24 protein-coding genes and 1 tRNA gene are annotated in these 26,557 nt (G+C 44.0%); 17 read left to right on the top strand and 8 right to left on the bottom strand.

What is annotated here, in order from left to right; translation table 11 throughout:
- The first annotated feature begins 1,045 nt into the window (after positions 1–1,045).
- Positions 1,046–1,768 (top strand): hypothetical protein, encoded by a 723-nt coding sequence (locus ID864_RS18645; RefSeq protein ID WP_191150200.1) that lies wholly within the window; start codon positions 1,046–1,048, stop codon positions 1,766–1,768.
- Positions 1,765–2,010: an ogr/Delta-like zinc finger family protein gene (locus ID864_RS18640; protein WP_191150199.1), complete on the top strand. Its 246-nt coding sequence runs from the start codon at positions 1,765–1,767 to the stop codon at positions 2,008–2,010. The genes ID864_RS18645 and ID864_RS18640 overlap by 4 nt, the downstream gene beginning before the upstream one ends.
- A 259-nt stretch (positions 2,011–2,269) precedes the next feature.
- Here the strand turns inward: ID864_RS18640 and ID864_RS18635 are convergent, their stop codons facing one another.
- From ID864_RS18635 to ID864_RS18610, 6 genes are all read right to left on the bottom strand, one after another.
- A complete protein-coding gene (locus tag ID864_RS18635) occupies positions 2,270–3,649 on the bottom strand; it encodes a HEPN domain-containing protein (RefSeq protein ID WP_191150198.1) in 1,380 nt (459 codons plus the stop codon).
- Between the two features lie 5 nt (positions 3,650–3,654).
- Positions 3,655–4,830, bottom strand: coding sequence for a tyrosine-type recombinase/integrase (locus ID864_RS18630; protein WP_191150197.1), 1,176 nt, complete (start codon positions 4,828–4,830; stop codon positions 3,655–3,657).
- 162 nt (positions 4,831–4,992) lie between these two features.
- A tRNA-Sec gene (locus tag ID864_RS18625) sits at positions 4,993–5,087 on the bottom strand.
- A 514-nt stretch (positions 5,088–5,601) separates the two neighbouring features.
- Positions 5,602–6,513: an AraC family transcriptional regulator gene (locus ID864_RS18620; RefSeq protein WP_191150196.1), complete on the bottom strand. Its 912-nt coding sequence runs from the start codon at positions 6,511–6,513 to the stop codon at positions 5,602–5,604.
- 271 nt (positions 6,514–6,784) lie between these two features.
- The gene (locus ID864_RS18615; protein ID WP_191150195.1) at positions 6,785–7,246 is read right to left on the bottom strand and encodes a hypothetical protein; all 462 of its coding nucleotides are present in this window, start codon (positions 7,244–7,246) and stop codon (positions 6,785–6,787) included.
- A gap of 5 nt (positions 7,247–7,251) precedes the next feature.
- Positions 7,252–8,106, bottom strand: a complete 855-nt coding sequence (locus tag ID864_RS18610) for a winged helix-turn-helix domain-containing protein (protein WP_191150194.1) — start codon at positions 8,104–8,106, stop codon at positions 7,252–7,254.
- 366 nt (positions 8,107–8,472) lie between these two features.
- Between ID864_RS18610 and ID864_RS18605 the strand changes: the two genes are divergently transcribed.
- From ID864_RS18605 to ID864_RS18535, 15 genes are all read left to right on the top strand, one after another.
- Positions 8,473–8,994 (top strand): fimbrial protein, encoded by a 522-nt coding sequence (locus ID864_RS18605; protein ID WP_099755124.1) that lies wholly within the window; start codon positions 8,473–8,475, stop codon positions 8,992–8,994.
- Between the two features lie 54 nt (positions 8,995–9,048).
- Positions 9,049–9,621, top strand: coding sequence for a fimbrial protein (locus ID864_RS18600; RefSeq protein ID WP_318153240.1), 573 nt, complete (start codon positions 9,049–9,051; stop codon positions 9,619–9,621).
- A gap of 57 nt (positions 9,622–9,678) precedes the next feature.
- Positions 9,679–12,252 (top strand): outer membrane usher protein, encoded by a 2,574-nt coding sequence (locus ID864_RS18595; RefSeq protein ID WP_191150193.1) that lies wholly within the window; start codon positions 9,679–9,681, stop codon positions 12,250–12,252.
- A gap of 61 nt (positions 12,253–12,313) precedes the next feature.
- A complete protein-coding gene (locus ID864_RS18590; protein ID WP_099755122.1) occupies positions 12,314–13,066 on the top strand; it encodes a fimbria/pilus periplasmic chaperone in 753 nt (250 codons plus the stop codon).
- A 55-nt stretch (positions 13,067–13,121) separates the two neighbouring features.
- Complete coding sequence (locus ID864_RS18585) at positions 13,122–13,766, top strand: fimbrial protein (protein ID WP_099755121.1); 645 nt, start codon at positions 13,122–13,124, stop codon at positions 13,764–13,766.
- A gap of 10 nt (positions 13,767–13,776) precedes the next feature.
- Positions 13,777–14,280: a fimbrial protein gene (locus tag ID864_RS18580; RefSeq protein WP_288500051.1), complete on the top strand. Its 504-nt coding sequence runs from the start codon at positions 13,777–13,779 to the stop codon at positions 14,278–14,280.
- A 14-nt stretch (positions 14,281–14,294) separates the two neighbouring features.
- Positions 14,295–14,798, top strand: coding sequence for a fimbrial protein (locus ID864_RS18575; protein WP_191150192.1), 504 nt, complete (start codon positions 14,295–14,297; stop codon positions 14,796–14,798).
- A gap of 10 nt (positions 14,799–14,808) precedes the next feature.
- Complete coding sequence (locus ID864_RS18570) at positions 14,809–15,348, top strand: fimbrial protein (RefSeq protein WP_191150191.1); 540 nt, start codon at positions 14,809–14,811, stop codon at positions 15,346–15,348.
- A gap of 351 nt (positions 15,349–15,699) precedes the next feature.
- Positions 15,700–17,439 carry a PglL family O-oligosaccharyltransferase gene (locus tag ID864_RS18565; RefSeq protein WP_224750554.1) on the top strand — a complete coding sequence of 580 codons (1,740 nt, stop codon included), beginning with the start codon at positions 15,700–15,702 and terminating at the stop codon, positions 17,437–17,439.
- The gene (locus ID864_RS23895) at positions 17,436–18,041 is read left to right on the top strand and encodes a helix-turn-helix transcriptional regulator (RefSeq protein ID WP_099755204.1); all 606 of its coding nucleotides are present in this window, start codon (positions 17,436–17,438) and stop codon (positions 18,039–18,041) included. The genes ID864_RS18565 and ID864_RS23895 overlap by 4 nt, the downstream gene beginning before the upstream one ends.
- A gap of 2 nt (positions 18,042–18,043) precedes the next feature.
- Positions 18,044–18,496: a hypothetical protein gene (locus ID864_RS18555; RefSeq protein WP_099755205.1), complete on the top strand. Its 453-nt coding sequence runs from the start codon at positions 18,044–18,046 to the stop codon at positions 18,494–18,496.
- Positions 18,493–20,163: an FKBP-type peptidyl-prolyl cis-trans isomerase N-terminal domain-containing protein gene (locus ID864_RS18550; protein ID WP_191150190.1), complete on the top strand. Its 1,671-nt coding sequence runs from the start codon at positions 18,493–18,495 to the stop codon at positions 20,161–20,163. The genes ID864_RS18555 and ID864_RS18550 overlap by 4 nt, the downstream gene beginning before the upstream one ends.
- A 46-nt stretch (positions 20,164–20,209) precedes the next feature.
- Positions 20,210–21,100 carry an alpha/beta hydrolase gene (locus ID864_RS18545; protein ID WP_191150189.1) on the top strand — a complete coding sequence of 297 codons (891 nt, stop codon included), beginning with the start codon at positions 20,210–20,212 and terminating at the stop codon, positions 21,098–21,100.
- Between the two features lie 827 nt (positions 21,101–21,927).
- Positions 21,928–22,791 carry an MrpH family fimbial adhesin gene (locus ID864_RS18540; protein ID WP_143355102.1) on the top strand — a complete coding sequence of 288 codons (864 nt, stop codon included), beginning with the start codon at positions 21,928–21,930 and terminating at the stop codon, positions 22,789–22,791.
- A 169-nt stretch (positions 22,792–22,960) separates the two neighbouring features.
- Positions 22,961–23,452: a GNAT family N-acetyltransferase gene (locus ID864_RS18535; protein ID WP_191150188.1), complete on the top strand. Its 492-nt coding sequence runs from the start codon at positions 22,961–22,963 to the stop codon at positions 23,450–23,452.
- A gap of 151 nt (positions 23,453–23,603) precedes the next feature.
- Here ID864_RS18535 and ID864_RS18530 read toward each other — a convergent pair whose 3' ends face one another.
- Both ID864_RS18530 and ID864_RS18525 read right to left on the bottom strand, forming a co-directional pair.
- Positions 23,604–25,070, bottom strand: coding sequence for an aldehyde dehydrogenase family protein (locus ID864_RS18530; RefSeq protein WP_099755269.1), 1,467 nt, complete (start codon positions 25,068–25,070; stop codon positions 23,604–23,606).
- A gap of 20 nt (positions 25,071–25,090) precedes the next feature.
- On the bottom strand, positions 25,091–25,840 hold the full coding sequence (locus ID864_RS18525) for an SDR family NAD(P)-dependent oxidoreductase (RefSeq protein ID WP_099755268.1): 750 nt from the start codon (positions 25,838–25,840) through the stop codon (positions 25,091–25,093).
- Positions 25,841–26,557 lie beyond the last annotated feature (717 nt).

Genomic DNA, 26,557 nt, shown 5'->3' with positions numbered 1-26,557 from the left:
GTTGCGGTAACCCCTTATTCTCAGCATATTTACCCCGGATGCAACAAGCTCCAAAAGCTCAGATAATGAGCTAATTAAAGGTTCGTCTGGGGCGCTGATTACTAAATAGTGCTGAATAATGTTAAATAGTGCTCATTAGATTTCAGGCTAAAAAATAATCGCAGTTCAAAATTTCTGATATCAAATATAATTCAGAGCATAAGTCTGAGTTAATTCATCAAAACACCAGAAAATCATTGCTAATAAAAAGAGGTCAACGGATTGAGATGTTTTGATCAGCAATCTGTCAGAACGTGATCATTCTGAAACATAATTGAATCCTGTTGTTCCCCCTGGCGCCCGCCGGGTGGCGTTCTTACCGACGAGTGAAATGCGCTAAGTAGCAGCTCGCTGCTGATTAAGTCGTAAATGAGCGAACACGTCTGGCGACGGGTGCTGATGACTTCCGGCAGGCGCATAAAGTGGTCACGCGGATAGTGCAGATGGCTAACTGGCGGAATGGCCGGGGATGATGAAGGGGAAGCGCAAAGCATGGTGTTACCTCGTTTTGTGTATCCGGGCGGCGCTGGCCGGTTCCGGCGGTACTGTTTCGGTAACCTCTTATTTTCAGCATATTTATCCCGGATGCAACAAGGTGCCTCTTGCTTAGAAATGACCAAAACCCGTTTCTGTTACACCCTGTATGCCAACAAATGCCAATGAGTGCCATTCAAATATTCCACCTATCAAACTCATGAAATTAAAAGATTTAAACATTCAAAAAAGCTCGCCAGAGAAAAGGCTCTTCATAACAAAGGTGAACAGTGGTGAACACTTAGTGAATACACTTCATCGAAGTATTCACCTCTTTACTTACTGTATTTACTGTCTTTTTTCTAAAGGTGAATAGTAGTGAATAGTTTTTATTAAAACTAAAATCTCAAAGGGGGTATGTCAGGGCTGAGGCAGGTCTGTTTGCTCACCGACAGGCAAGAGGCAATGAAATGATTTGCCCGCTGGTGAACGACAGAATAGCGACATACTTTACAGACGGAGAGATAACGCTATGAGCACCCCGGAAAAAAGCCCCGCCCTGAAGCACCTGGAAGAGACCCGCACCGCCCATACGGCGCAGATGATGAAAATAAACGACATCACCGCCGCAATTGCCCGTAGCAAAAAAGAGCGTGAGGCGGCTATTGATAACGGGAAAGAAGCGGAAACCAGCTGGCGCACCCGCTTTCGTGACCTGCGCGGGGCAATTACGCCAGAGATGCGCGCCGAGCACAGCCAGCGCATCGCCAGCCGCGAGCTGGCCGACGAGTTCGCCGGCCTGATTGAGGTGCTGGAGTTTGAGCATGAGGGCGAGATGATTGCCGCCGTATCCACCGGCCGCGCCTGGGTTAGCGCGCACAGAACTGCATTCACGCAGTACGCGGAGGAACAGTGGAATGCTGCCATGCGCACCCTCAGTCCGACGCTGATACGCGGTATTATTCTGAAGCTGATGTCACTCCGTCTCAACGACACCGGCCGCCAGACCGACCCGCTACACGAAGAACCTGCGGTGATACTCGCCCGCGAAGTCGGTAAGCGGCTGGTTGACCTGGCGGAGAGCTCGCAGCTGGATATGAGTACCGAGCCGGTACTGTCTGAGATTGGTATGCATCGCCCCGCGCTGACCGGCGTGGATATGCGTCTGTACAATAGCCCTGCTTCCATTCACACGCTGATAAGCGAGCGTAAAGCAAAAAGTGAAAGAAACAGTCAGAAGGAGAACCAGGCATGATGCACTGCCCGTTCTGCAAAAGTCCGGCACATGCCAAATCAAGCCGGTATATGTCCGAACAGGTGAAGGAGCGCTATCACCAGTGCACTAACCTCGACTGCTCATGCACGTTCAAGACGCATGAAAACATCACTAAAGTCATTACCTGTCCGCCTCAGCAGGAACCGGAGCCGGTGGCTCCAGAGCCGCAGAGTAAGGCACAAACAATCGGGCGCTATGGTTCAGCCTTCCGGTCACACTAACCCCGCATCCGGCCGCTGCCCGCACAGCGGCTTTTTTATGCCCGCCGTTTGCCTTTCGAAAGCCTTTTTTTTTGGCCAGCCCGCTTTGTAAAGAGCCGTGCATGCATAAGATGCATGGTTTTGCATGCAGATTGCAGGGTACATAATCCCCGGAAAAGGCAGGCACAGTGCGGCCTAAGCCACCCCATGCAGCTGCATTAAATACGACCGATAAAGCGGGCAGGCGAGGAGGGGGTAGCATTGCGCGCGAAGGTGATAATTACGATTCATTGTTATCTAGAGCATTTTCAAGAAAATCGAAAAATTCTTTCACTAATTTATCATTATTAATGGTCGTAAAACTTCTTTTGTAGAATCCAATACATGCGGAAAAGATTACTTTACTTGTTAACTCACTATATCTAGAAGAGTACAAAGGCTGCACTTCTCTATATAATGACCAAGCGCCATGAGCTATATCAGATCTAATTTCATACATTTCTTTTGAAATCTGACGCCAGTCTTTCTCATTTTGATAATAAATGGAGGCTAATAATGAAACTCGGCTCACAAAGTTCTTGGTAGTAGATGAATCTTTTTTCTCACTTGGTAGACTCACCAGTCTTTCAAGAGCTGTTGCTAACTTCACTATGCGCGAACTTTCATCTTTATCTTGCTGTGCACTACTAAAAAAATATATTGCATCTATCAATCGATCCGCAATGATAGATCTTTCACTTGGTTCTAATGCTAACTTTATCAGTTGAGATAAAACGACCCCCAAATCAGAATTATAATCGGCTTCAAAATTACTCCAGAACTTGTCACTCTCGAATATCCTTCCATTGGAAGAATGATTATAGTTAAAATCACCATCAGATTTTTTAGTAAAATAAAACCCCTCATAATTAGGGTAGGGGTTAATTGATAAACTCAAAAAACTTGATGGTATTTGATAGTGCTCACTAAAGAGTTGAAGTATCCCAACTACGAAACTTGCCACGTTTTTAGAAATTCTCTCTCGGCTTTGTTTTGAACGTTTGCTGACGGGAATTTTTAAGTAGTGTTCGTATGGGAATTTATTTGCAGAACAAAAACTTTTGGATAATTCAATGTGATGTTCCGTAAGTTTATCACCGATCATAGAATACATTTGCTTTGAAGATATTATTTCAGCACAACCAATAGAGATTCTTTCTTTTTTTAACCCTAAAGCTAAAATTGGAAAATAGAACTCTTCTTCAGACATCCCTCTTCTTGTTATTTTTAGTGCTTTATTAAGGAGTTGAGTATAACCTTTTTTACCATCATCGCCATTATCAATAAAGATATGTATGTATAACGCTCTTTTAAGACTGTCAACAAACTCACTAACATTAACCAGCATTTCTAATCTATTCGATTTTATAAATCTGGCTGCAATAGCATATAGTGCTTCTCTTGAAACGTATGAAAGATGTATCTGCCTATTTGGAATGGATTTATATTTACCGAGAAGATCATAAGGTGGATTTATAGTCATACCTATAGAACCGTGCGGACGATTATACTCTTTATCATAAAAATCCCTGAAATTAGATAAGTTCAACCCATCAGTTATTCTATATGCTTCAGAGATAATGAAGTCAAAGTCCTTAATATCCTCTAAACTTGCACTCATGATTTTCACCACTCTTTATCTGTAAGAAGATCGCTATACCATTGCATCATTTTCTTTCTACTTTCCCAATATTGGGCATGATTATATATCCCGCGAATTTTATTTTTATCTACATGAGCTAATTGCATTTCAATCCATGCACTATCAAACCCTTTTTCATGCAAAATTGTCGACATGCTATGTCGAAAACCGTGACCTGTAGCTCGCCCCTTATAACCCAACAATTCAATTACTTGCGAAACTGTTTCCTTAGAAATGGGTTTACTGCGGTTGTTCCTGCCTATGAAAATGTATGAATAATGGCCCGTAATAGGTTTTAGCTGCTTAAAGAGATCGATAACCTGAGTAGAAAGCGGCACGATATGAGGCCTACGCATTTTCATCCGTTCCGCTGGGATCTCCCAGATGCCTTTCTCAAGGTCCACCTCATCCCACGTCGCGAAGCGCATCTCCTGAGTTCTGACGCCAGTTAGCATAACAATCTTAGTCGCATTTTTCGTGATGATGCTGCCGGTATACGCTTCAAGATCTCTAACAAAATGAGTTAGCTCTTCGGCGGATAAAAACGGATGGTGCTTTTGCTTAGGAACGGCCAAAGCTATTGCTAAATCAGGAGCTGGGTTGTATTCAGCACGGCCAGTTATGATTGAGTAGCGATAAACCTCACCGCATCTCTGACGCACCTTACGTGTTTTCTCTAGTGCACCACGCTTCTCTATTCGTCGTAGCACCTCAAGTAGTTCCAGAGGTTTGATCTCACTGATAGGGCGTTTACCGATGTACGGGAAAACATCTTGCTCAAATGTCTTAATGATTTCTTCGCGGTATGCCAGGGTCCAGCGATCGGCTTTATTAGCATGCCATTCCCGACTTATTGCTTCAAAAGAGTTCTCGCTTGAGAGCTGCTGCGCCAGTTTCTGCACTTTGCGCTCCTCAACGGGATCTATCCCGTTAGCAACCTGTTTACGCGCCGCATCGCGTTTTTCCCGCGCTTCTGCAAGTGATACGAGGCTGTAGGAACCAAAGGATATCAGGCGAGCTTTACCTGCGAACCGGTAACGGAATCTCCAGCCCTTACTCCCATCGGGATTGATGAGTAGTGATAAACCCAGTCCATCGCTCAGGGTGAAAGGCTTGTCTTGCGCCTTTGCGCGTCGGATTTGAAGGTCAGTAAGTGGCATGTGTATAAGCTAATTTTGTGTATAAGGAATCTATACACACCACTATACATATTTTTCACGGATTTCGGGAGATGACCAGGGACTATTACGGACAACGAAACATCATAACTTTATGATTTTAAGTAAATTAAAGAATTAACCAGGAATCATGCGGACATTCTTTGGCGGAAGATCACAGGAGTCGAACCTGCCCGGGACCGCTGGCGACCCCAACTGGATTTGAAGTCCAGCCGCCTCACCGGAGACGACGATCTTCCCTTTTGCAGAGGCGGCGAGTATATCACTGCCTTTGCCCCTGTGAAAACTATGGCTTTAGCCATCACACCTTATGTCCCTCCGCGACGGCGATCTGTCCTTATGGGGAATTTAAGCGCAGCAATCTCTATAACCCGACATATCAACTTTTGATCAAGCTAATGACATTAAAGGCGTGAAGATTCATCATAATTAATTAAAATACATTTTATTTTTTTAGAGAAATTATCTTTTTGCTTATTGCTATTAGGCTTTTTAAATAGGGTATTGAATATATAAAACTCGTTAAGTCTATCACTCACCACTTAGCCTAGCACTGTCATAAAGTAATTTAAATCCTGAATGGGTGAATAAGACAACAGGAAATACAATTCATGTAAAAACCGTTAGAGAGATACGATAGTGATTACTCTTTATTAATACCGCCATCGCCAAAATAATTTTATGCAGAAACAAAATCTTGGCATCATCTGCTTTGACGGGTAAATTCTAAATATCCCTTCAAAAAAAACCTGACTAATAAAGATTGCTAATGTAATTCCTGGGAGACTCTCCCATTACTTTCTTGAAAGCGGTACTAAAAGCGCTTTCGGACTCATAACCCAAGTCAAATGCAATTTGACTTATAGTTTCTTTATTCCTTATCATGCGATCTATTGCAAGACTGAAGCGCCATATACGAATATATTTTTTAACACTACACCCCAGCAGCCTTCTAAATTTTGAGGTGAAAGCAGAGCGTGACATACCAGCAACGCTTGCAAGTTCATCCAAAAGCCACTTTCTTCCAGGCTGCTGGTGCAAACAGGTTAGAACAGGGCCAATATTATTATCCGTCAAAGCATAAAACATACCTTCCTCACCTCCTGACGCTCCTGTAAAAATATGAACTCTTAGTGCTTGTGTCAGAATTATTTGCAATAAGTGCTCAGTAATCAACTCACTACCCGGCTTAGGCTTCTTTATCTCTGAAAAAAGATGAATTAAGAAATCGCTGATCACGTTGTTCTCTTCACTTTGCGCTGAAATAATTATAGGCTCAGGCAAAGCAGTGATAAAACGAATCGTTTCATTTATATGAAGCACAAACCTGCATCCGATAAAAGAGAAATCGTCACCTCCGTTGGTAAAAAAAGTGGAGCCCCCCTTTACCACTTGGATTTTATCTATATCGATGCATTCCGCTGAGTCGTGGTCAAAAATATCAAATGCCTTTCCACTTGATAAAATTACAATATCACCTTCATTAAAAGGGTATATTTTTTTATCACCTTGTGCCTTAAAAAAAAGTCGGCCTTTTTTTGCTATATAGATCTTCATTCCATCATATTCTGGAAAAACCGCTTTAGTATTATTTTTAAACTCAAAACTAACGACTCTTTGGCTACTTATTTTTAAACGTGAAACAATATCAGATAAAGGGCTCATGAAGTCCTACTTAGAGCATGGTTACTTGAGTTATATAATTGTTAAGGGAAGTTGATTACGAGGAATTTTCAGCTTCAAAACCCCGCCCCCCCCCATAAAAGCACACACAAAAATCACATCCTGATATTAATATCTAATTTATTAACATCAGGATATTTAAAATTATCTTAGCGCATGTACTTTACATCCCAGAATCTTTTCTTTATATGATAAAGGGAATTTTACCATGCTGTTAATTATCTATATGCATAAGTGAAATTCTTGAGTGAACTTAATTACTCTGAGAACAAACATATAGAGGTGATGCATTCTCCGTTATGATAATATCACCACCTTTAGTTTTCAACACTAATGGATAATACTGCAACCCGGGTGAGTAAGATTTATTCCAAGCATCCTCATCTGGCACGCTATCATTAGGATTCTTTTCAACCCCTGTGAGCTTCAAAGTTAAGAGTCCACCTTTGTTTTTATTCTTTATGATGAAATCTATTTGTCTATTTATAAGGTACTTTTCCTGCCCAACAATTAAACTCCCTCTATGTATTATTAACCCAGTTTCATCACTGTACATAAGGATTTGAAAATCTGAATGCAAAGACCCTTTCGGAAAAAAATAGTCAACATGCGAAGAGCAAGAGAATGTATTCTCTTTTTTCTTTGCATAAAAAACCAGCGTCATAGATATTATCACTGAGATTACTAACATCACATTCTGAATTTTTATTTTCATTTTATTTATTCACCGAATTCATGAATAGTTTCACATTTTCTAGAGTCAGAGTTATGAATATAGGTACATGCAGCTATAAAATAATTTTGCTTATTACCCCCTCTCCCAAAAGTAGTTTGGTAGTAAATGTTTTTTTTAACATTTATACAGGATATATCGTATTGCTTTAACTTTTCGATGATATTGCTTTTGAAGATTTCTTTATCCGGCACATGACCTAAAGAAATGTCGTGACTAAAAACGTCGCAAGTTCCATATTTAAATGCATATTCATCTTTTGAAACACCAATGGGAAGCTTCCTTTCGAAAGTCGAAATGAAATATAGTATTGATGGTATCACTATCGCTAATGATATTAAAGCTTTAATTTTTACGTGAGATCTCTTATCTTTTAGGAAATATGTCTCCAATTCATTGTCAGATACTGGTAATTCCTCAACCTCTACCAAGGAAACAGTTTCACTATTTATCTCTTTTTCTGCTGGATTGGTGTCGCTTGATAGTTGTGTGTTTGAAACACCATCTTTTATCTCGAAAACATCAATAGCAGCCTCAAGCGTCAAACCAACTTTTGGAATTGTTTTTATTAGTTCAATATCCTTCCAAAGAGATGTGAATGCCTTTCTCAACTCACTGATAGCCATGTAAAGGTTGTTGTTTGATGGGGTATATCCATAATCCTCCCAAACATTTTTTAGTAGAAAATCTCGCGTCACAACATTATTAGCATTCTGAATTAAAGTTAAAAGCAGCCTAGTGGCTGGTTTTGAAAGCACCACACTGTTGTGTTGATCATTTATGAGGGAGATCTCATTAACGTCAGGGTTGAATTTCAAGCCCTTGTTTAAAATGAAGTACATGCGCCATACCTGTGTTTATGGAAATTTTTTCAATGCTTTTATCTAGCATAAGCCTATTTTGTCAATTTTTATTAAAAATAGATAATTTTTTTCATTAACAAAGCCAGAAAATGCATCTTTGACGATGCTGACAAACCTTTTTTTAACTCTAAATAAAACTGTACTGAGATAGTAGAATAGCACAAAAATCTGTTTTTTGTCTATTTTGCAATACAAATAACCACCAATGCCGTTCTCCGATAAAGTATGTCCTATCGCAACAACAGAACAGAGACGTATGTAATGCAATGTTCACCAGGCTGTTGTGACTACTACGTAAATAGAGAGTGCGTAGAAAAGCTAACCTTAAAAAATTTGGAGATAAAAATGAAACTGAACAAAATCATGATGGCAGCAGTAATTGCTTTCGGTGCATCCTCTGTGGCTCATGCGGCCAACCAGGGTCAGGGTGTAGTTAACTTTGAAGGTTCTATCATTGACGCTCCTTGCTCAATCAACCCTGAGTCTGTTGACCAGACTGTTAACCTCGGCCAGGTTTCTAAAGTTGCCCTGAAGAACGGTGGCCAGTCTACACCAAAAGAATTCCAGATTTTACTGGAAAACTGCGAAATTGAAGAAGGTAAAGAGAATGTTTCTGTAACCTTTACTGGTGTTGAAAATGAAAGCGGTCGCCTGGCTATCAACGGCGCAGCCAAAGGTGCAAGCATCGCACTGACCGATACTGCTGGTAAACTCATCAAAATGGGTGAAGCAACTTCAACTCAGAAGGTTATTGAAGGTAAAAACATCCTGCGTTTCCGAGCTTATCTGCAGGGTGATAATGCATCCGAAGCTGTTATCCCTGGTGACTTCACCAGCGTGGCCGACTTCACCATGGCCTATCAGTAATATTTTTTGATGTAGCAATATTCAAGCATGCGGAAAATTCCGCATGCTTTATAAATGACTCAAATGGTTATCAAGGTTATGACTCAACATCATTATTGGGTAGTGCCTCCTTCATTGTTGATAATACTGGCTTCGTTTTTTTCTGTGTCGCAAGCCTCTGCCACTTTCTCAGGATGGGGCATTGTCAATATGGAAGGAGCTATTATTGATAGTGCATGTGCTATTTCATCAGGAAGTCGCGACCAGACTATTGATATGGATACAGTGCCAACTGGTGAGATAATTCAGGAGGGTTTTGGGAGATCAAAACCATTTAGTATCAAGTTGATTAACTGTGAGCTTACACGCCCTCACTCAAGTTTACCTGGCTGGCAGTATTTCCAGGTAACCTTCGACGGCAATGTAGACGGTAAGTTTTTTGGGATAGATGGGGATGCTAAAGGAATCGCACTTGAAATAAAAGATTCCCAAGGGAACAGTGCGATCCCTGGCGAAGCCATGCCTATGCGAGAAATAAGCCATGGAAGCATGAAGTTGGATTATACAATGAGGCTTGTTTCCAACAAGCAGCTCTTAGTTTCTGGTAGATACAAATCATCAATACGGTTAAAAATGGCTTATTATTGAACGCCGGGAATTGATTGTAACAATAACTGTTGCTCTTCATTTTAAAGGTCTGGTTTTATGGTTGGGTTATTATCCACAACGAGGAAAATCTTTCGTCTTAATGCATTGGGGTTGAGCATTTCTTTGGCTATTGGGAGTTCCTCAATTTGGGCTGCAGAAACGATTGAATTCAACATTGATGTGCTGGACGTTAACGACCGGAGCAATATTGACCTGAGTCAGTTTTCTCGCGGTGGGTATATTATGCCAGGAGCCTACACCATGGCTATACACATCAATAAAGATGACATTCCTGAGCAGGTCGTCAATTTTTTTCCACCGGAAAATGATCCCAAAGGAAGTCGTGCCTGTTTGTCACCAGAGCTGGTTGGCCTGCTTGGTTTAAAGCCCGATGTAGCTCAAGATCTGCTCTGGTGGCATCAAGGTGGATGTTTAAATGTTGATAGCTTGAAGGGGATGGAAGTGCGCCCTGATCTTGCGACGTCCTCCTTATACCTGAGTATTCCACAGGCATATCTGGAGTATTCCTCGCCGGACTGGGATCCACCTTCTCGCTGGGATGAAGGAATTCCAGGAATAATTTTTGACTACAACGTTAATGCTCAAACACAGCGTCAACAGCTTAATGGCAACCAAAATTATTCCCTGAGTGGTGCCGGAACCGCAGGAGCAAACGTGGGGGCATGGAGGCTACGCGCGGATTGGCAAGGTAATGTCGACCATCAGGCCGGAAGCGGCCAGGCAGCGACTAAAAGACTGGACTGGAGCCGATATTATGCTTATCGAGCCCTTCCTGCTCTGCGATCCAAGCTGACCATTGGAGAAAGTTATCTTGATTCCGGTATGTTCGACAGCTTCCGCTTTACTGGCGCAAGCCTGGTATCGGACGACAATATGCTACCGCCTAACCTGCGAGGTTATGCCCCGGAAGTTGTCGGCATAGCGAAAACTAACGCCAAAGTGGTCATTAGCCAGCAGGGGCGGATTTTATATGAAACTCAGGTTGCTGCAGGGCCATTCCGCATCCAGGACATCAACGATGCGGTCTCGGGCGAGTTGGTCGTGCGGGTAGAAGAACAAGATGGCAGCGTGCAGGAGTTCACTATGAATACTGCCAACATTCCATACCTGACGCGACCGGGTTCGGTGCGCTTTAAGTTCGCCGCCGGAAAACCATCTGACATTGCGCACCGCTCAAACGGTCCAGTGTTTAGTACCAGTGAATTTTCCTGGGGAATAAGCAACGGCTGGTCGTTATACGGTGGGGCCCTGTTTGGGGGCGATTACAACGCCCTTTCAGTCGGTATCGGTCGCGATCTGATGATCTTAGGTGCGTTGTCGTTTGATGCCACGCAGTCGCGGGCAAAACTGCCAGGAGAAGCGGAGACGCTTAGCGGCGGATCTTATCGGGTCAGCTATTCAAAGACCTTCGAAGAGATCGACAGTCAGGTAACTTTTGCAGGCTACCGTTTCTCGGAAGAGGATTTTATGAGCATGAGCGAATACCTCGACGCGCATAATAACGGTTACCGGGTTGGTGGCAGTAAGGAAATGTACACGCTCTCTTTCAATAAGCAGTTTCGTGATTTAGGGCTAAGTGCATATCTGAATTACAGCCATCAAACGTACTGGGATCGCCCGGCTAACGATCGCTACAACATGACACTATCACGCTATTTTGATATCGGCCGCTTTAAGAATCTTAGCATGTCACTGTCGGCTTATCGTAACCGTTACAACGGTAGTGATGATGACGGTATGTATCTATCGCTGTCAATGCCGTGGGGTAACAATGGCAACGTCAGTTACAACGCCACCGTTGATCGGAAAGATATCACTCACAGAGTGGGTTATTACGACCGCATTGATGAAAACAACAATTACCAACTGTCTACGGGAACGTCTCGTAGCGGAGCTAATGTGAGTGGTTACTATAATCACGACGGTGATATGGCGCGATTAAGTGCTAACGCGAGCTATCAGGAAGGGCGTTACAGCGCAGTCGGATTCTCTGCTCAAGGTGGTGCGACTCTTACTCCAGAAGGCGGAGCGCTTCACCGTGCGGGCATGATGGGTGGGACACGTATGCTGTTGGATACCGAGGGAGTGCCGGATGTGCCAGTACGTGGGTATGGTGCAACATCAAATACCAATGCCTGGGGCAAAGTGGTCGTGGCAGATGTCAGCAGCTACTACCGAAATAAGGCCAGTATCGACCTTAACAAGCTAGGTGAGAACGCAGAGGCAACTAAATCGGTGGTTCAGGCCACGCTGACTGAAGGTGCGATCGGCTATCGTAAATTTGGTGTAATCGCGGGAGAAAAAGCGATGGCCATTATTAAGCTGGCCGACGGTAGTTCTCCACCATTCGGGGCAACTGTCCTGAACAGTCGTAAGCAGGAGACAGGGATTGTTAATGATGGCGGAAGCGTATATCTGAGCGGAATTAACGCAGGCGATCGCATGATGGTGCACTGGGATGGTACGGCAAAGTGCGAAATAAACCTACCGGCTCCGCTATTAATAGACTTGCAGAGCAATCTGCTACTGCCCTGCCATGTAATGGCAGCGGAAAACCTTGTTACAGATGACAGTAAGCAGAATATGACAAAAAAAACAGCTCAATCATAAGCTCGATTAAAACCTGAATTGTATCTGGTGAACCACATTAATAAAACATGAGAAATTAGCGATGAAACAAAAATATATTTTGACGACGGCCCTGGCAGCAGCGTGGATGTTCTCAATAGTTGCACAGCAGGCTCAAGCCGCGATTGCTCTTGACCGTACCCGAGTTATTTTCAACGGAGATCAATCATCGATCAGCCTAAATATCAGCAATCAGAATAAGCAGCTGCCTTACCTGGCTCAAGGCTGGCTGGAAGATGAGTCTGGCAAAAAAATCCAGGAACCGATGACGGTCCTGCCACCAGTGCAGCGCATCGAACCGGGTAAGCCAAGCCAGATTAAAATCCAGGCCCTACCGCTAACTAAACGACTGCCACAGGATCGAGAGAGTCTGTACTACTTTAACCTGCGTGAAATACCGCCTAAAAGCGATAAGCCCAACACGCTGCAGATAGCGCTACAGACGCGTATCAAGCTCTTTTACCGCCCCGCCGCGATTGCAATTCAAAAAAATGCAGCGCCGGCTCAGGAACAGATGACGCTGACCAGGCAAGGTGACAAGTTTGTGGTAAACAATCCCACGCCTTACTACGTCACTATCGTGGATGCCAGCAACAAGATCGCAGGTGCCGGCGCGAAAGGATTTGAACCTTTCATGGTGCCACCTATGAGTAACGCACCGCTGACAGTCAGTGCTGCGAGTGTAGGTACCACACCGGTACTGACCTACATTAACGATTACGGCGGGCGGCCACAGCTGAGTTTCAGCTGTAGCGGAAGCAGTTGTCAGGTTGTTCAGAATAAAAAAGCGCCATAACCAAACAAATCGTGCATAACGATTAAAAAGCTTAGTGTTTCATGAGGTAACTAAAATGACTGAAAACAATAATAAAAAAGCAAACTCAGATCGCTGGCTTAATGATTTTCGCTATTACAGTTACATCGGTGCGTTAGCGATAACGTTGTGCGCGATCCAGATGACGTTGCTGCCGCTACACGCGGCAGATAACTGGGAGGTAGAGGGTGCTAACGGCACCTTGCATATACAGGGTGTGTTGACTGAAAGCGCTTGTCGGCTGGAGATGAATAGCGCACGTCAGGATATCTGGCTCGGAGAAGCCGGTACAGCACAACTAAGTTCCCCTGGGGAAAGGGCTTCGCCAGTTGCTTTCGAACTGAGACTAACGGACTGCTTACGAAACTCTGCCAGTCAGCGTGATGAACGGACTGGCGCCCGGTACTGGGCAGCTATACAGCCGACGGTCAGCGTTAGCTTCATTGCTCCCGCTGATATGGACAACCCTCAGCTAATCAGAGCAGATGGAGTTTCCGGACTTGGGCTGCGCTTGCTAGACGGCAGCGGGCATGATGTGCGGCTTGGGAGTCGTGGCGTCCCCCTGTTCCTTGCTCAAGGCCAGGACAGTCTGACTTATACCGTGACGGCTGAACGAACTCCGGCACCCCTGGTGGCCGGAGCTTACCGCGCAGCGGTAGATTTTCAGCTCAGTTATAACTGAGGAGATTCCTGTGAAAATAAAAAACAATCATGCTGCTGCTGCCTTAGCTTTACTGGTTTCAATTATGTCTATTTGGAATTTTAGCGCGGGTGCTGCTATGTCGACGGTTCAGGTAAAAGTCACCGTGGTCGCTCCTCCTCCCTGCATCATTAACGGGGATAAAACGATCGACGTGGACTTCGGTACTAATGTAATTACGAAGAACGTAGACGGCATCAATTACCTAAGATTAGTAGATTACAGTCTTGAATGTAATGGTAACTTCTCCAACGCTATGAAACTAATGGTCATGGGAAATCAGACCTTTTTCGATACCAGTGCACTACAAACGAACATCGCTGATTTTGGGATAGCGCTACGGGCAAACGGGCAGCCATTAACCATTAATAACTGGGTACAATTCACCTATCCCGATAAACCTGTATTGCAGGCAGTCCCGGTAAAAAAGGCGGGGGCTACGCTAACGGGTGGAGAGTTTAATGCTGGCGCAACTCTGATGGTGGCGTACCAGTGAAAGGTGATAAACAGATGAAGATAAAAATTTTGCTAGTAGCCCTGGTGTTATGCATAGTCAGTGCATGGTTGGCTTCTCCCGTTATGGCGGATGATAACATGACTTTTCATGGTACCTTAATGGAGAACCCCCCCTGTGAAATAAATAATGGCCAGCCAATTGAAATCTCTTTTGACGAAGTAGGTGTTAATAAAATCGATGGCCAGAATTACGCACAGACATTCAATATGATGTACCAATGTTCGGGTAACGGTCAAGACGTCGTCGTCCGATACGTCGGCGATGTTACAGCTTTTGATAATGCCGCAGTGAAAAGCAATATTACGGACTTTGGCATTAACTTACGTAGCCAGTCGGTTAACGGCGTTCTGACGGATTTTAACGTGGGAACGACGCTTCCTGTTTCGGCCGACCAGACTTCGTTGACCTTTGTAGCAACACCCGTAAAACGGAAAGGAGCTGATTTACCCGGTGAACATTTTATCTCGTCCGCCATGTTGCAGCTGGAATATCCGTAGGAGTAATGAAGTGCATTTAAAAAAAGCAAGCTATGGATTGATCTTAGTATTGGCAACAATTAATACAGCTCAGGCCGCCTCTGCACCATCAGTAAATGTATCCTATAGTGGTAATCTGGTGGCGGAACCCTGTACGCTTCTTCCTGAAGATGAAAGTATTGCAGTTAATTTTGGTTCAGTAATCGATAAATACCTGTATTTGAATACGCGCACTCTCAGCAAGCCATTCCAGCTGCGCCTTATGGACTGTGATACGACATTAGGAAATACAGTAAAAGTAACGTTCAGCGGCACGGAGAGCATTAGCCTGCCTGGGCTGCTTGCTCCAGCCAGTGGTAGTGAAGCCAGTGGTATCGCCATCGGCCTGGAGACACAAGATGGTGTTGCGTTAGCGTTAAATAAACAAAGTCGCGGGCAGGATATTACCGATGGCAACAACGTTATCTTTCTCCAGGCTTATGTAATGGCTGAACCGGATGCTCTTAGCGAACGAAAAATCAAGAAAGGTGATTTTAGCGCGGTGGCTAATTTTAACATTGCATACGAATAACAAGTAATATCACACTATTGGTGGGAAACCCCGACCATGTACTTGTTTGTCACCCTTATAATGGCTGAAAATATGGAATTGGAAAGTTGTAAAACTTTGCTGTATTCGTGCAAGTAGGGTTTCCATACTTTCCCTAATTGAGTGAAAACCTAGTCCAATTATGGCGTAAGCTTTTTCAAATCAATGAAAAAATTTATCATGACGCTTAAAGAATGAAAATATGACACACGCCTTATCAATATTTTTCTTTAGATTATTTAACTGTGGAAGATGATTTCTTTATCGCATCTTAATGCCTGAGTCAGGTCTTGATTTTTTATTTATTAAAATTATTTTTATGGGGCTCTATTGATGCAAAAGGTTATTTTCGCCTGCCCGGTTATAATCTCGTTTTTTGGCATGCATGGCTACTTCTTGAATCAAGGAGCTACAGGCCTGTCGTTGCCTATGAATATTTTTTCATGGGCTACAATGGCACTATTTATACTTATAATCACCCTGAACTTCAAAGCTAAGAAAATAATTTTTAGCACTATTGCATTACCGATGTTTATCGTTGGTGTGGCCGTGCTTACCGTTCCGCTATTGTATGCCGATCCGGCTGCAGCACCGCGTGCGGCCTGGCGTTTAGCCGGTTTGTTTGCCGGCCTCGTATTTTATTTTACCTGGCTACAGTTGCGTCTTCGACGGGATCAGCGCCAGGTGCTGTGGCTGATTCTACTATTGGCGGCCTGCGGGCAGGCGGTTCTGGCGCTGGTGCAGTTGTTTTTCCCCGAGTTTGCCTGGGTTCCTGTAAAGGGTAATCGCCCTTATGGCATTTTCCAGCAGCCGAATATACTGGCGAGTTTTACGGCCACCGGGTTGGCGTTGGCGCTGATGCTGTTTCTGCTACCGGGTTTTATCCTGCGTAAGGCATGGCATGAGCACTGTCGCCAGGCTTTCCTGATATTTTCGCTGCTGGTTATGCCTGCCTTACTGGTATGGACACAGTCCCGGGTAGGTTGGCTGGGCGGGGCATTGGTTGCAGTGCTGTTCCTGTTGCGTTTTAAAAATGCATCACCCTTAGCCTGTAAGAGAGCCGCGATGCTAATAGTCATCGGGGTTGTGACTGGCGTTGCTTCGATGCTGCTTTCAACTGCCGAAAGCAATCTGGAGTACATAGCTCATGATGCGTCCAACCACGCACGCTGGACTATGCTCCGCGACACGCTGCGCATGATTGACGAAAGACCCTTCTCAGGTTGGGGCTATGGCGGATTTGAATACCAGTTCCTTCACTATCGTATTAACCAGGTGCCGCCCACGCTAGTGACAGAGATCGCCAGTCATCCCCATAATGAGCTTTTGCTCTGGTGGGTGGAAGGCGGTGTTGTAGCCCTTCTTGGTATGGGGCTGCTGATATCAGGTGGCTTGCGCCTTGCGGTACGCGCGTGGCAAATGGATCGACGTGAAATCGCTGCAGGCAGCAACCAGGCCGGCGAACAGATAGCTCTCTGTCTGCTGTTACTACCAATGGCGCTGCACACCCAGCTTGAGCACCCTTTTTACCTGTCTGCGCTGCATTTTATGATTTTCCTGATCATCTTGGGAACACTGGAGTGCCAGGTCAGTGGTATAGCAGAGCGTAAACCCTTACCACGCTTTGCTGGCCTCACATTGCAGTATCTACTCCCTCTGGCAGCGGCAGCCACATTAGTGCTCATGTTTTTCACCCTGCAAGGCGGCCTGACGCTCACCCGTGCAGAACGGAACGGTCTTATTGATGTTAAGGAGGTGCGCGCAATGCCGGCGCTTTCGCGCTGGGTACATCAGGAACGCGTGGACTTTGATGAACAGGTAAATGCCTTACTGACCTATAACCAGACGCAAAATGAAGCATTGCTTACGGGTTATGCCCGCTGGGCACAGGGCTATCTGACCCGCCGTATTGATGCCAATGTTTACGCCAGCCTGATATCCATATTGCACTACCAGCAGCAATACCAACTGGCAGAGCATTATCGTCGTGAGGCAGCCCTGTTATTTCCTGACGATGTACTTTTTAACGTGGAGATTCGCCGCTCAACTGAATCAGTCGGGGACACTCAATGAATAAGATCATGACTATATGCGTAATTGATACCAATAGATTTTTTGCTCAGGGTGTAAAGCTGATTTTATTACCCTATTTTAAACAACGGGGACAAGGCGTCTTTTTTGTCGGTGAGGAGAGCATCGCGCGGGCTGATCTGGTCCTATGGTCCGTAAATAACGAGTTGCCGAAACCATTATTCATTCAATCGCGCCGCCGGGGTGCAAGATCACCGATATACATAGTCGTACGTGACAGCATGGAGAATAAACCTGGTGGATACCGGTGCCTTTGTCACTATGGCAGCCTGTTACGTGCAGCCTCCCCTCAGTCCCTTCTGGCCATAGTTGAGAAGGCGTTAAGTGAACGTGATTCATCAGTCTTTCCTGCAAGAAACTGTCGGTGCTGTGCGTTGTTGAAATTGACTAAACGCGAAAAGGAAGTCATGACTTGCCTGACACAGGAAATGCCACAAAAAAGTCTTCCACAATACCTGAAGATTAGTGCCAAAACCGTCAGCGCACATAAGCGCACGGTAATGCAAAAGCTGGGATTCAAGCGTAATGAAGAGTTGTATCACTGGCTTCGCTGCGGTGGACTGTTTCACCTAATGAGAAACTGAACGTGAGAAAAATTTATTTCCTGTGTCGTCGATTTGCACCGATCTGCCTGCTACTGGGCTTGAGTCATTTTCTAAGCGCTTGCGGAACCAACAAACCGCCAATAGATAGCAATAGAGCTAAAGAGGCCCAAGACACTGTGCAGTTGCAGTCTCCTGCATTAAAGGTAGCTGAATCAACCAGTGAACCTAAGCGTATAGCGCCCAAAATGGTGCTCTGTCAGAACCAGTTGGATATGCTGAAGCAGGTCTCTGCGCGACAGCATAAGCAGTACCATCAAGCTTTCAACAGACTGATGCACAGTACAGTGCAGTATGCCCGCATGCGAGCGCAGGTTAACGATAATACTCAGGAGACGATGGATGCGCTTTACCAGTTTAAGGTTAATCGCTTGTGCTCCAATATTAGTCAAGCCCTGCTTAACGCGCTGGTTGACGGGGTGGAGTCAGTTAAATGAAATTGACCGCCCGTTTGCGTCGTCTGGTATTAATGCTTCCTGTGCTGTGGACTGCAGAAAGTGTACGTGCCGAGGATGGTATTCCAGCTCTGTTAGAGTTTGCCGAGCAATATAGCAGCAAACATATCAAAGAGCAGGCCTCACAAATTTCACATAAACCGGCTAATGGTTTGGCTCAGGCCATGCCTTCCGAAAGTCCTGCGCTGCGCCATGCCCTGAAGCAGCGCGACGCTCAAATCGCCAGGCAGCAGGCCACTTTGAATAAACAGGAGAGTGCCTTAGCGGCAGAAATTGCCCGTCGGCTTCAGGCTGAGCAAAACTTAAATAACCTAAAAAAAGTGCCGTTAAGTCAGCTTTTCAATGGACTGCGCAATGTGTTTACAGGTGTGTCAGATGAAAATCGCGCCAGTGCGTTAATCGCTCAACTGCAGGAACGCGTCAGACATGAACGTGCATCTTTGCAGCAAGCGCAGGACCAAATCTCCATTTTGAATAAGCAAATCATACTGCTTAAGCGACAGCAGTCGGACGATGAGACAAAAACCAATGATGGCCAGCGCCCCATGGCGGAAAAACTTGAGGCCTTGCAACTGGTTCTCGATGAGAAGAGCAGCGACCTTTTGCATCAACAGCAGAAGCTGGCGGCTGAACAGGAGCAGCATAAAGCACTTAAGGTTGAACTTAAATCGCTGCAAGCCGAACAGAAAACACTGCGCTCAACGCACGCTTTGCGTCTGGAGAAAGAAAAGGCAGAGTTCACTGACCAGTTGGCGCTCAAAGACCAGGAACTGAAGAAGTTTGAGAAACGTGCTAAAGACCTCCAAGTGATCGCCGAGCAAAAAGACGCGTCGCTATCGGCTCTTAAGCAGGATCGCGAAAAGCTAAAAGTACAAAGTGATCTACTGACCAAACAGATGAGTGAACGTGAGGCTGAGTTGACCAGAGAGACTCAGAACCTCAAACAGATGAAGTCCGAGATGGATGAGCTACGTAGGCGTGCAGTATGGCTGGCTAAACCGCAAATGCTGAATCACCCCTCACAACAGCAAGCCTATGCTGCTGGCGATGCGCTGGGGCGTGACATCCTTACATTACTCAAGGAGCGCGAAACGTGGGGCTTGAAGCCAGATCATAAGACGATATTAGCCGGGGTAGTGGATGCCTTTAGCGGAGAGCCTCAGCTGCCGCGTGATGTTCTCATCCAGGCCTTGGCTGATTCGGAACAGGCAGTCAACGTGGCCCGAGAGAAGATGATCGCCACTCAGCAAAAATCAGGCGAGACATTCATAGCCGACTTCATTAAGCAACAGGGTGTGAAGAAGTCATCATCCGGGTTCTGGTATCGGGTGGATTACGCTGGTGATACACCACTTCACGAAACGGCAATCGTTGATGTTGTAGTCAAGGAAACCTTAACGGACGGGACGGTGATTCAGGATATGTCACTGACAGGTAACGTGCTATCTCAGCCACTTAGCGCATACCCGCCATTGTTCCGTGAAGCTATCGGTCATCTAAAAAATCATGGGTCGCTAACCATGGTGGTACCAGCGGAACTGGCTTACGGCGAGAAAGGCTATGCACCAAATGTACCACCTAATGCAACCATGGTGTATGAGCTCAGAATAGACAATAGCAAAGCCGCGCCAGCCCCCCCAGGTCTTTGATCGGTTATTTGGCACAGGCAATCACCCGTCCCGGGAAGGAGATCTTATGGATGTGATAGTGACTCAAGTGATAGTACCGTTTTTGGATGATTTATTGGCGCTCCGTTTATATGCCATCAAGCATATGCAGGGTACTGAAAATCCCGCGGCATTACCGGTGATTGTGATGTGCAATGATTTTTGCGGCGTACAGGAAATGTTGTTGCCTGATATTGCACAGTTTTTTGCCAAAAATGGGTTTGCGGTCGTGACCTTTGACTATCGCGGCTTTGGCCACAGCACTGGCGAAAGAGGTAGGTTGATTACGGCACATCAGCAGGAGGATATACGTGCGGTGCTTAACTGGATACACCAACACCCCCAGTTGGATGAACATAGTGTTAGCTTATGGGGGACCGGTCTGGGCGGAGCCCATGCTTTTTGTGTTGCCTACCGCAATGCTCAGGTGCGCTGTGTAGTCAGCCAGATGCCGCTGCTGGATGGTCCTGCTTTAGTAAGCCGCGGCATGACCGCCGAGGCGCGTAAGAATTTATCTCAGGCATTGCAGGAGCGAGCTCGGCTTCAACGTATTGAAGGCAGAGAACTGTGGGTACCCATAAGTAGACTGATACGCGATCGCTCGTCCAGACAATTTTATTGCCAACAGCGGCGTGCTTGTCCGGCGATGGTTACCCGGATGCCATATTTGACTTTACGTGAACTATTACATTTTCGGGTCGCTCCTTATGCAGCAGGGGTGCATCAGCCAACGTTGATGATGATTTCCCAATACGACGACATGATACCTATGGACCAGGTGAACGAAGTCTACGAAGGATTAAATGGCGTCAAATATCTCTACAGGGTTGCAGGTGCAGCGCGTTATGACCTGTACCGTTCCCCCTGGCGTGAGGAAGTGCTCTCGGCGCAAATTTCATGGTTTAACGAGCACATATAAAAGTTCACTGCTCATGGTTTTATGTTTTGGAGTTAAGGATTAAGAAATCCATGAATAAATGAAACTTTAACACTGGGATTAGTCAACAAAATAACTTGTAAGAATAAAATCCATGCATAAAACAAAGCTTGAGATTTGTTATTTAAAATAAGTCATTAATGGGATTTAGGGTCATCGCAAAAACACTCCAGGCAGAATTACTCTTGTTTTATACGAGTTTCGCAAACTAATAACATTTATGCGAGAATGACAATCATCAACTTAAATCCCCTGAAAAATTTTAATTATTCCAAAGCCATACATTGCACTTGAGGTAGCTGATTCAAGGGCTGTAAACCGCCTCCTTCAATAGTCCTTTAATAAGAGGGAAGACTGCTTACCTTCAAGGCACCAAAGTCTGACATGTTGCCCTTCAACCACACAAAAGACTTTGCAGCCACTAAAAAAACAGAACAATAACCCATAAAAACACCAATATAAGGCACAAAAATCTAAATCACGAACATTTACAGTAACCATAAAAAATAAAAATCTATTTATGGGCATATCAAAAACCTAGTTTGCAAGCATTACATTCCCTCACTAAGATTAAATGAAAATGGAATCTGTTGTTTTCTACCTTACACCCCGACTCAAGTTAAAAAAGCAACCATCAAGAAAAAAAGAATACCACAATAAAATTGTTAAAAAAAAGACCTACTATACATACACATTGAAACAAAAACTGCCACAAAGGATACTTTTTAGCAAAAGAATGTGCATTCTAGCGTTTCGTGCACATCAGTTTTTTGATGATAATTTTCTCGACAATCCGGATAAAAAGATAAATGATCTGTAAATTAGTAAACCTATCAATAAAAAAACCAATTCTGCTAATGCTGGTTTTCATTTGCGCGAGTGGAAATTATGCGCAGGCTGAAGTCAAACTGACGGAGGAATGGAAAGAGTTGTCAAATGGTTTGTGGTCATTTTTTATTACCCCAAGAGGGACCTTGGAGCCACGTTATTATAACAATCCAAAATGCTACGTTCCAACTTCTAATGGATATTGCAATGCAACGTGGCGCTTGGTTATTACTAACGGGGTGGCAAACTATTCAGCAATATGCCGCCCAATGGTTAGGATACCTAGAGGAACCTCCTACAAGGCCTCTATGAATTTGATCAATGCTCAAACGATGGGAGAACGTTGTGGTATTGGTAACTTTGAAGTAAATGGAAATGAAAAAATTTGCTTTTATAATACTACAGACGGAACATGGAAAGACGATCAGCAAAGCATTTATAATGGCATTAATTTTTATGGAAATGAATACTGCTACGGAAATGGAGAAGGAGCGGTAAAACCGCCAATTGAACCCGTAAATTGCAACATCGGAGATATCACGATAAATCATAACCAAGTCCCAGCAAATGAAATTAACAACTCATTAGCCAGCGCACTAAGTAAAATCACGTGTAACCGAAAAGCTAATATTAAGTTAAGCATTAAGAACAGTGGAAAGGTTACGCTGAACAAAGATGGAACTTTATACTCTACAATTTCAATAAACGGTACTGCTGGAGGTGGGCAGATTACAGTCGAAAAAGAAGTTTCGATTGACGTTACATCAAAACTGAGCTACATCGGTAAAGATCATTTAAATGGTGATTTTAATAATACTGCGGTGCTAACTTATACATTTCAGTGATATTTACTGATAAAAAACACATATGGGATTTGATGTTAAAAAAACCCAACCCCAAAAAGTTATTAACGGAATTAACACCAAATAAGTTTAAATTAAAATAGTGAAACCTTTGAGAAATAATTATTTTCACGATTACGATCTAGTAACTGCAATTTGCAATTCAGGCTTGATGCAACATTTGATTTCCTTAGAGCAACATGCAGCATTGTCATCTCCTTTAGTTAATATACCAAAGCATTTAGAGGCTCCCGTGAAGAAAATTGAAAAAACTGTAGGTAAGAATGAAGAGCTGAAATCACTTTTATCGAAAAAACTTGATGAACACAACTCTAAATTTATGTTTAATAACTGCGAAGAAATTTCGTTTCGAATTATTGATGACAACAAAAATACTATTGCAGGGATTACGGGCGAGATTTATGGACATGGGCTGTACATTCATCTTTTATGGGTCGATGAAAAGCAGAGAGGTAATGGTCTGGGAGAAGTGCTATTAAAGAAAGCTGAGGAGTATGCATTATCATCAGCTTGCAAATTCATCACTCTGGACACTTATAACTTTCAAGCACCTGATTATTACAAAAATCAGGGCTATGAAAGTTTTGGAATTTTAGATTGCCAGCATGGAATTAGACGCATATACATGAGAAAAGAAATATAAGCCACTCATTCGTGTCAATCGCAAAATTTTCACAGTGTAAAAAACTTTCTTCTCCAGGGAGAGCTCTACGAAAAAAATTAAACTAAATTATGTCAAGTCGGTCCCCTACTTGTAACGGAATCAGCGGATGCACATCCTTGTGCATAGATAATTATTTATTTGTAAACCACGCAGGAGGTACTTCCGACTGAAGTGTAATAGTCTTGGTCTGTGTATAAGCATTGAGTGTTTCTTTGCTGAACTCCCGGCCAATGCCGCTGTTTTTGTATCCTCCAAAAGCTGTCCCATCGGTAATATTCGAATAGCGGTTAATCCATACCGAGCCAGCTTCCAGCCTGTCCGCTGTATCCATGGCATTTTTCAAACTACTTGTGTAAATCCCTGATGCCAGCCCGTACTCACTGTCGTTGGCTTGAGCGATCATATCTTCATAGTTTGACCATTTTATCAGCGTCAGTACCGGCCCGAAAATCTCTTCCTGGCATATCCGCATTGAATTTTTTGCTTCAAAAATAGTGGGTTCTATAAAATATCCTTCCTCGCAACCCGCTACAATGCGGCGCTTACCTCCGGTAAGTAGAGTGGCACCTTCATCTTCGCCCATCTTAATATAAGAGAGAACTCGTTTACCCTGCTTTTCAGAAACAAGGCAACTCACTCTCGAATCCTCATCCAAAGGAGAGCCAATACAAATACGTTCAAACGAAGCGATAAGCTTTCTGCTAAAACTGTCATAGATTTCTGAGTGAACAAACAGCCGGGTACCGGCAAGGCAGGATTGACCGTTATTGTGTATAGCTGCGAAGGTTACGTTGTCTACCACAGCATCCATATCCATGATGTCAGGAAAAACAATGTTAGGACTTTTTCCACCCAGCTCAAGGGTAACAGGCACCAGACGTTCTGCTGCAGCTTTGGCCACTAGCTTGCCCACTTCCGTGCTTCCGGTGAAGGAAAGTTTACGTACATGCTTATTTCTAGTCAGTGCTGCACCCGAAATATTCCCCAAGCCTGTAATAATATTGACTACGCCGGCAGGGAAAATTTTAGTTATCAACTTACCCAATTCCAGTGTTGACAACGAGGCATTTTCATCTGCTTTTAGTACTACCGTGTTGCCGCTAACCAGCGCTGGTGCAAGTTTGAAAGCTGCCATAATTGCTGGTGCATTCCAGGGTATAATTTGCCCACAAACACCGAGAGGCTCCCGCTTGGCGAGACTGTATCCATCTGCTATATTTCTGCCTGTATCTTCGTGACCCATGATAATTGCAGCAAAATAGCGATAGTGCCGGACCGCCGTTTGATAATCACGCCGGATTTCATTAATGCAACGCCCTACATCATATGCATCGATTTCGGCCATCCTTTCCATATTGTCTTCTAACGTATCGGCCAATTGCTTAACCATAGACGCACGGACCTGTTGCCCCAAAGCCTTCCATGCGGGAAATGCTGCATGTGCCGCCATAACTGCACGCTCGACATCTTTTTCGCTGCAATAATGCAAATTCGTCAGGCACTGACCCGTTGAGGGTGAAATTACGGGATGAGTATCTTGGCTATCAAACTCAAACACACCGTTGATTAACGGGCCGTAAAATTTATCTAATTTCATATTAATATTCTCAAGTAAAGTTAATGCAAGCCGCCGCCGATGATAAGATTTTCGCCGGTAACCCAGCCGGCCTCATCTGAGGCGAGGTAAGCTACGGCTGGTGCGATATCACCAGGTTCACCAATACGGCCAAGAGGGGTCATGGATTCAATGTACGTTTTGAAGTCGTTATCGAAAAATCCACTGTCGTGTACACCCTCAGTTATGACCAACCCCGGATTTACCGCGTTAACGCGAATGTTTCTTCCCCCCAGTTCGTTAGCTAGCGTCTTAGTTATAGAATCAACAGCAGCTTTTGATGCGGTGTAAATGAGCGAATTGGATGGTGTAAATGAAGTTACGCTTGAGCTAATATTAACAATACTCCCCCCCGACTTGGGCATAGCAGTTACCGCAGCTTTGCAACAATAGATAAGGCCTTTAACGTTTAGGTTAAAATGCCTGTCATAGTCACTATCATTGAACTCTTCAAGACGGTTGGTAGCGTAGACACCAGCATTATTAATCAACACGTCTAACCTACCATATTGCTCAGCAATTTTATGTATCATGCCATTTACCTCACTTTCAATACCCACGTCGGCCTGTATACATAAGGAGTTCCCACCTTGTTTATTAATATAGTCCACTAAATTTTCGGCACTCTCTTTCCCGCGCGAGTAGTTTATACAAACAATACCTCCTTCTGCAGCAATCCGTTTAGCGGTGGCGGCCCCGATTCCTTTCGAGCTCCCTGTAATTAACACAACTTTATCCTGAAAACGCTTCATTAATTTCTCCCTCTATAGTATGGCAACACTGCAAGAGGATAGAATAAAGACGAAGGAAAAATAATTTCCGCGCGAACAAAATACTTTATCAATCGGACATTTTTTCTATGAACTATCTCATCCCTAAATTTTATCCTTATATCCTTTTAAGATTAAGTGTAATCTTTACCTTATAATTAGGGTTTTTTATACAATGCATTAGTGAAGACTGTTTAATCAGTTATATTTATTTTACTTGCAGTGTGCCGTAGAGGAAAATGACGCTTAATGTAATCAATCCTGCTCAAAGTCATAACTTTAGCAATACATTACACCCGGTCATAAATTGTGAAAATTAATAAATTTCGAATTAATGAACAATAGATCTCATTACCCTAAAGCAGGGAGAGATTGATATTACCATGCCAAAAACCGGCAAGATTCTCATATTCTTCGACGTCATTCACTGCCAAGTTCGTAAGAGGAAATACAGAGTAATCCCTTCAATGCAAACGGTCTGTAACGTCTGTAGACAATGCCATGATGAACATATAAGCATAAATTCTCGCAAGTCCATTATCAAAATTTTGGTTATAATTTCATGATCTTCATCATGTTTAACTCAGTCCATCATGCCTTCAAGATAAATAAATGCAGAGCATTAATCTTTAAATCGACAGTAATTTAGTTTTTTTATCTGTTATGTTTCATTGGATTGAATATTTTGAAATTAAAGTT

It is taken from the genome of Erwinia aphidicola (assembly GCF_014773485.1).
In the GTDB taxonomy this organism is placed as follows: domain Bacteria; phylum Pseudomonadota; class Gammaproteobacteria; order Enterobacterales; family Enterobacteriaceae; genus Erwinia; species Erwinia aphidicola.
The sequence above is the reverse complement of the archived record's forward strand: the minus strand, read 5'-3'. Positions and strand labels throughout refer to the sequence as shown.

What these genes read in the sequence shown, in the direction of transcription:
- ID864_RS18645 (WP_191150200.1), top strand. Translation starts at nt 1,046, where the DNA reads ATGAGCACCCCGGAAAAAAGCCCCGCCCTGAAGCACCTGGAAGAGACC.
- ID864_RS18640 (WP_191150199.1), top strand. Translation starts at nt 1,765, where the DNA reads ATGATGCACTGCCCGTTCTGCAAAAGTCCGGCACATGCCAAATCAAGC.
- ID864_RS18635 (WP_191150198.1), bottom strand. Translation starts at nt 3,649, where the DNA reads ATGAGTGCAAGTTTAGAGGATATTAAGGACTTTGACTTCATTATCTCT.
- ID864_RS18630 (WP_191150197.1), bottom strand. Translation starts at nt 4,830, where the DNA reads ATGCCACTTACTGACCTTCAAATCCGACGCGCAAAGGCGCAAGACAAG.
- ID864_RS18620 (WP_191150196.1), bottom strand. Translation starts at nt 6,513, where the DNA reads ATGAGCCCTTTATCTGATATTGTTTCACGTTTAAAAATAAGTAGCCAA.
- ID864_RS18615 (WP_191150195.1), bottom strand. Translation starts at nt 7,246, where the DNA reads ATGAAAATAAAAATTCAGAATGTGATGTTAGTAATCTCAGTGATAATA.
- ID864_RS18610 (WP_191150194.1), bottom strand. Translation starts at nt 8,106, where the DNA reads ATGTACTTCATTTTAAACAAGGGCTTGAAATTCAACCCTGACGTTAAT.
- ID864_RS18605 (WP_099755124.1), top strand. Translation starts at nt 8,473, where the DNA reads ATGAAACTGAACAAAATCATGATGGCAGCAGTAATTGCTTTCGGTGCA.
- ID864_RS18600 (WP_318153240.1), top strand. Translation starts at nt 9,049, where the DNA reads ATGACTCAAATGGTTATCAAGGTTATGACTCAACATCATTATTGGGTA.
- ID864_RS18595 (WP_191150193.1), top strand. Translation starts at nt 9,679, where the DNA reads ATGGTTGGGTTATTATCCACAACGAGGAAAATCTTTCGTCTTAATGCA.
- ID864_RS18590 (WP_099755122.1), top strand. Translation starts at nt 12,314, where the DNA reads ATGAAACAAAAATATATTTTGACGACGGCCCTGGCAGCAGCGTGGATG.
- ID864_RS18585 (WP_099755121.1), top strand. Translation starts at nt 13,122, where the DNA reads ATGACTGAAAACAATAATAAAAAAGCAAACTCAGATCGCTGGCTTAAT.
- ID864_RS18575 (WP_191150192.1), top strand. Translation starts at nt 14,295, where the DNA reads ATGAAGATAAAAATTTTGCTAGTAGCCCTGGTGTTATGCATAGTCAGT.
- ID864_RS18565 (WP_224750554.1), top strand. Translation starts at nt 15,700, where the DNA reads ATGCAAAAGGTTATTTTCGCCTGCCCGGTTATAATCTCGTTTTTTGGC.
- ID864_RS23895 (WP_099755204.1), top strand. Translation starts at nt 17,436, where the DNA reads ATGAATAAGATCATGACTATATGCGTAATTGATACCAATAGATTTTTT.
- ID864_RS18550 (WP_191150190.1), top strand. Translation starts at nt 18,493, where the DNA reads ATGAAATTGACCGCCCGTTTGCGTCGTCTGGTATTAATGCTTCCTGTG.
- ID864_RS18545 (WP_191150189.1), top strand. Translation starts at nt 20,210, where the DNA reads ATGGATGTGATAGTGACTCAAGTGATAGTACCGTTTTTGGATGATTTA.
- ID864_RS18540 (WP_143355102.1), top strand. Translation starts at nt 21,928, where the DNA reads ATGATCTGTAAATTAGTAAACCTATCAATAAAAAAACCAATTCTGCTA.
- ID864_RS18535 (WP_191150188.1), top strand. Translation starts at nt 22,961, where the DNA reads ATGCAACATTTGATTTCCTTAGAGCAACATGCAGCATTGTCATCTCCT.
- ID864_RS18530 (WP_099755269.1), bottom strand. Translation starts at nt 25,070, where the DNA reads ATGAAATTAGATAAATTTTACGGCCCGTTAATCAACGGTGTGTTTGAG.
- ID864_RS18525 (WP_099755268.1), bottom strand. Translation starts at nt 25,840, where the DNA reads ATGAAGCGTTTTCAGGATAAAGTTGTGTTAATTACAGGGAGCTCGAAA.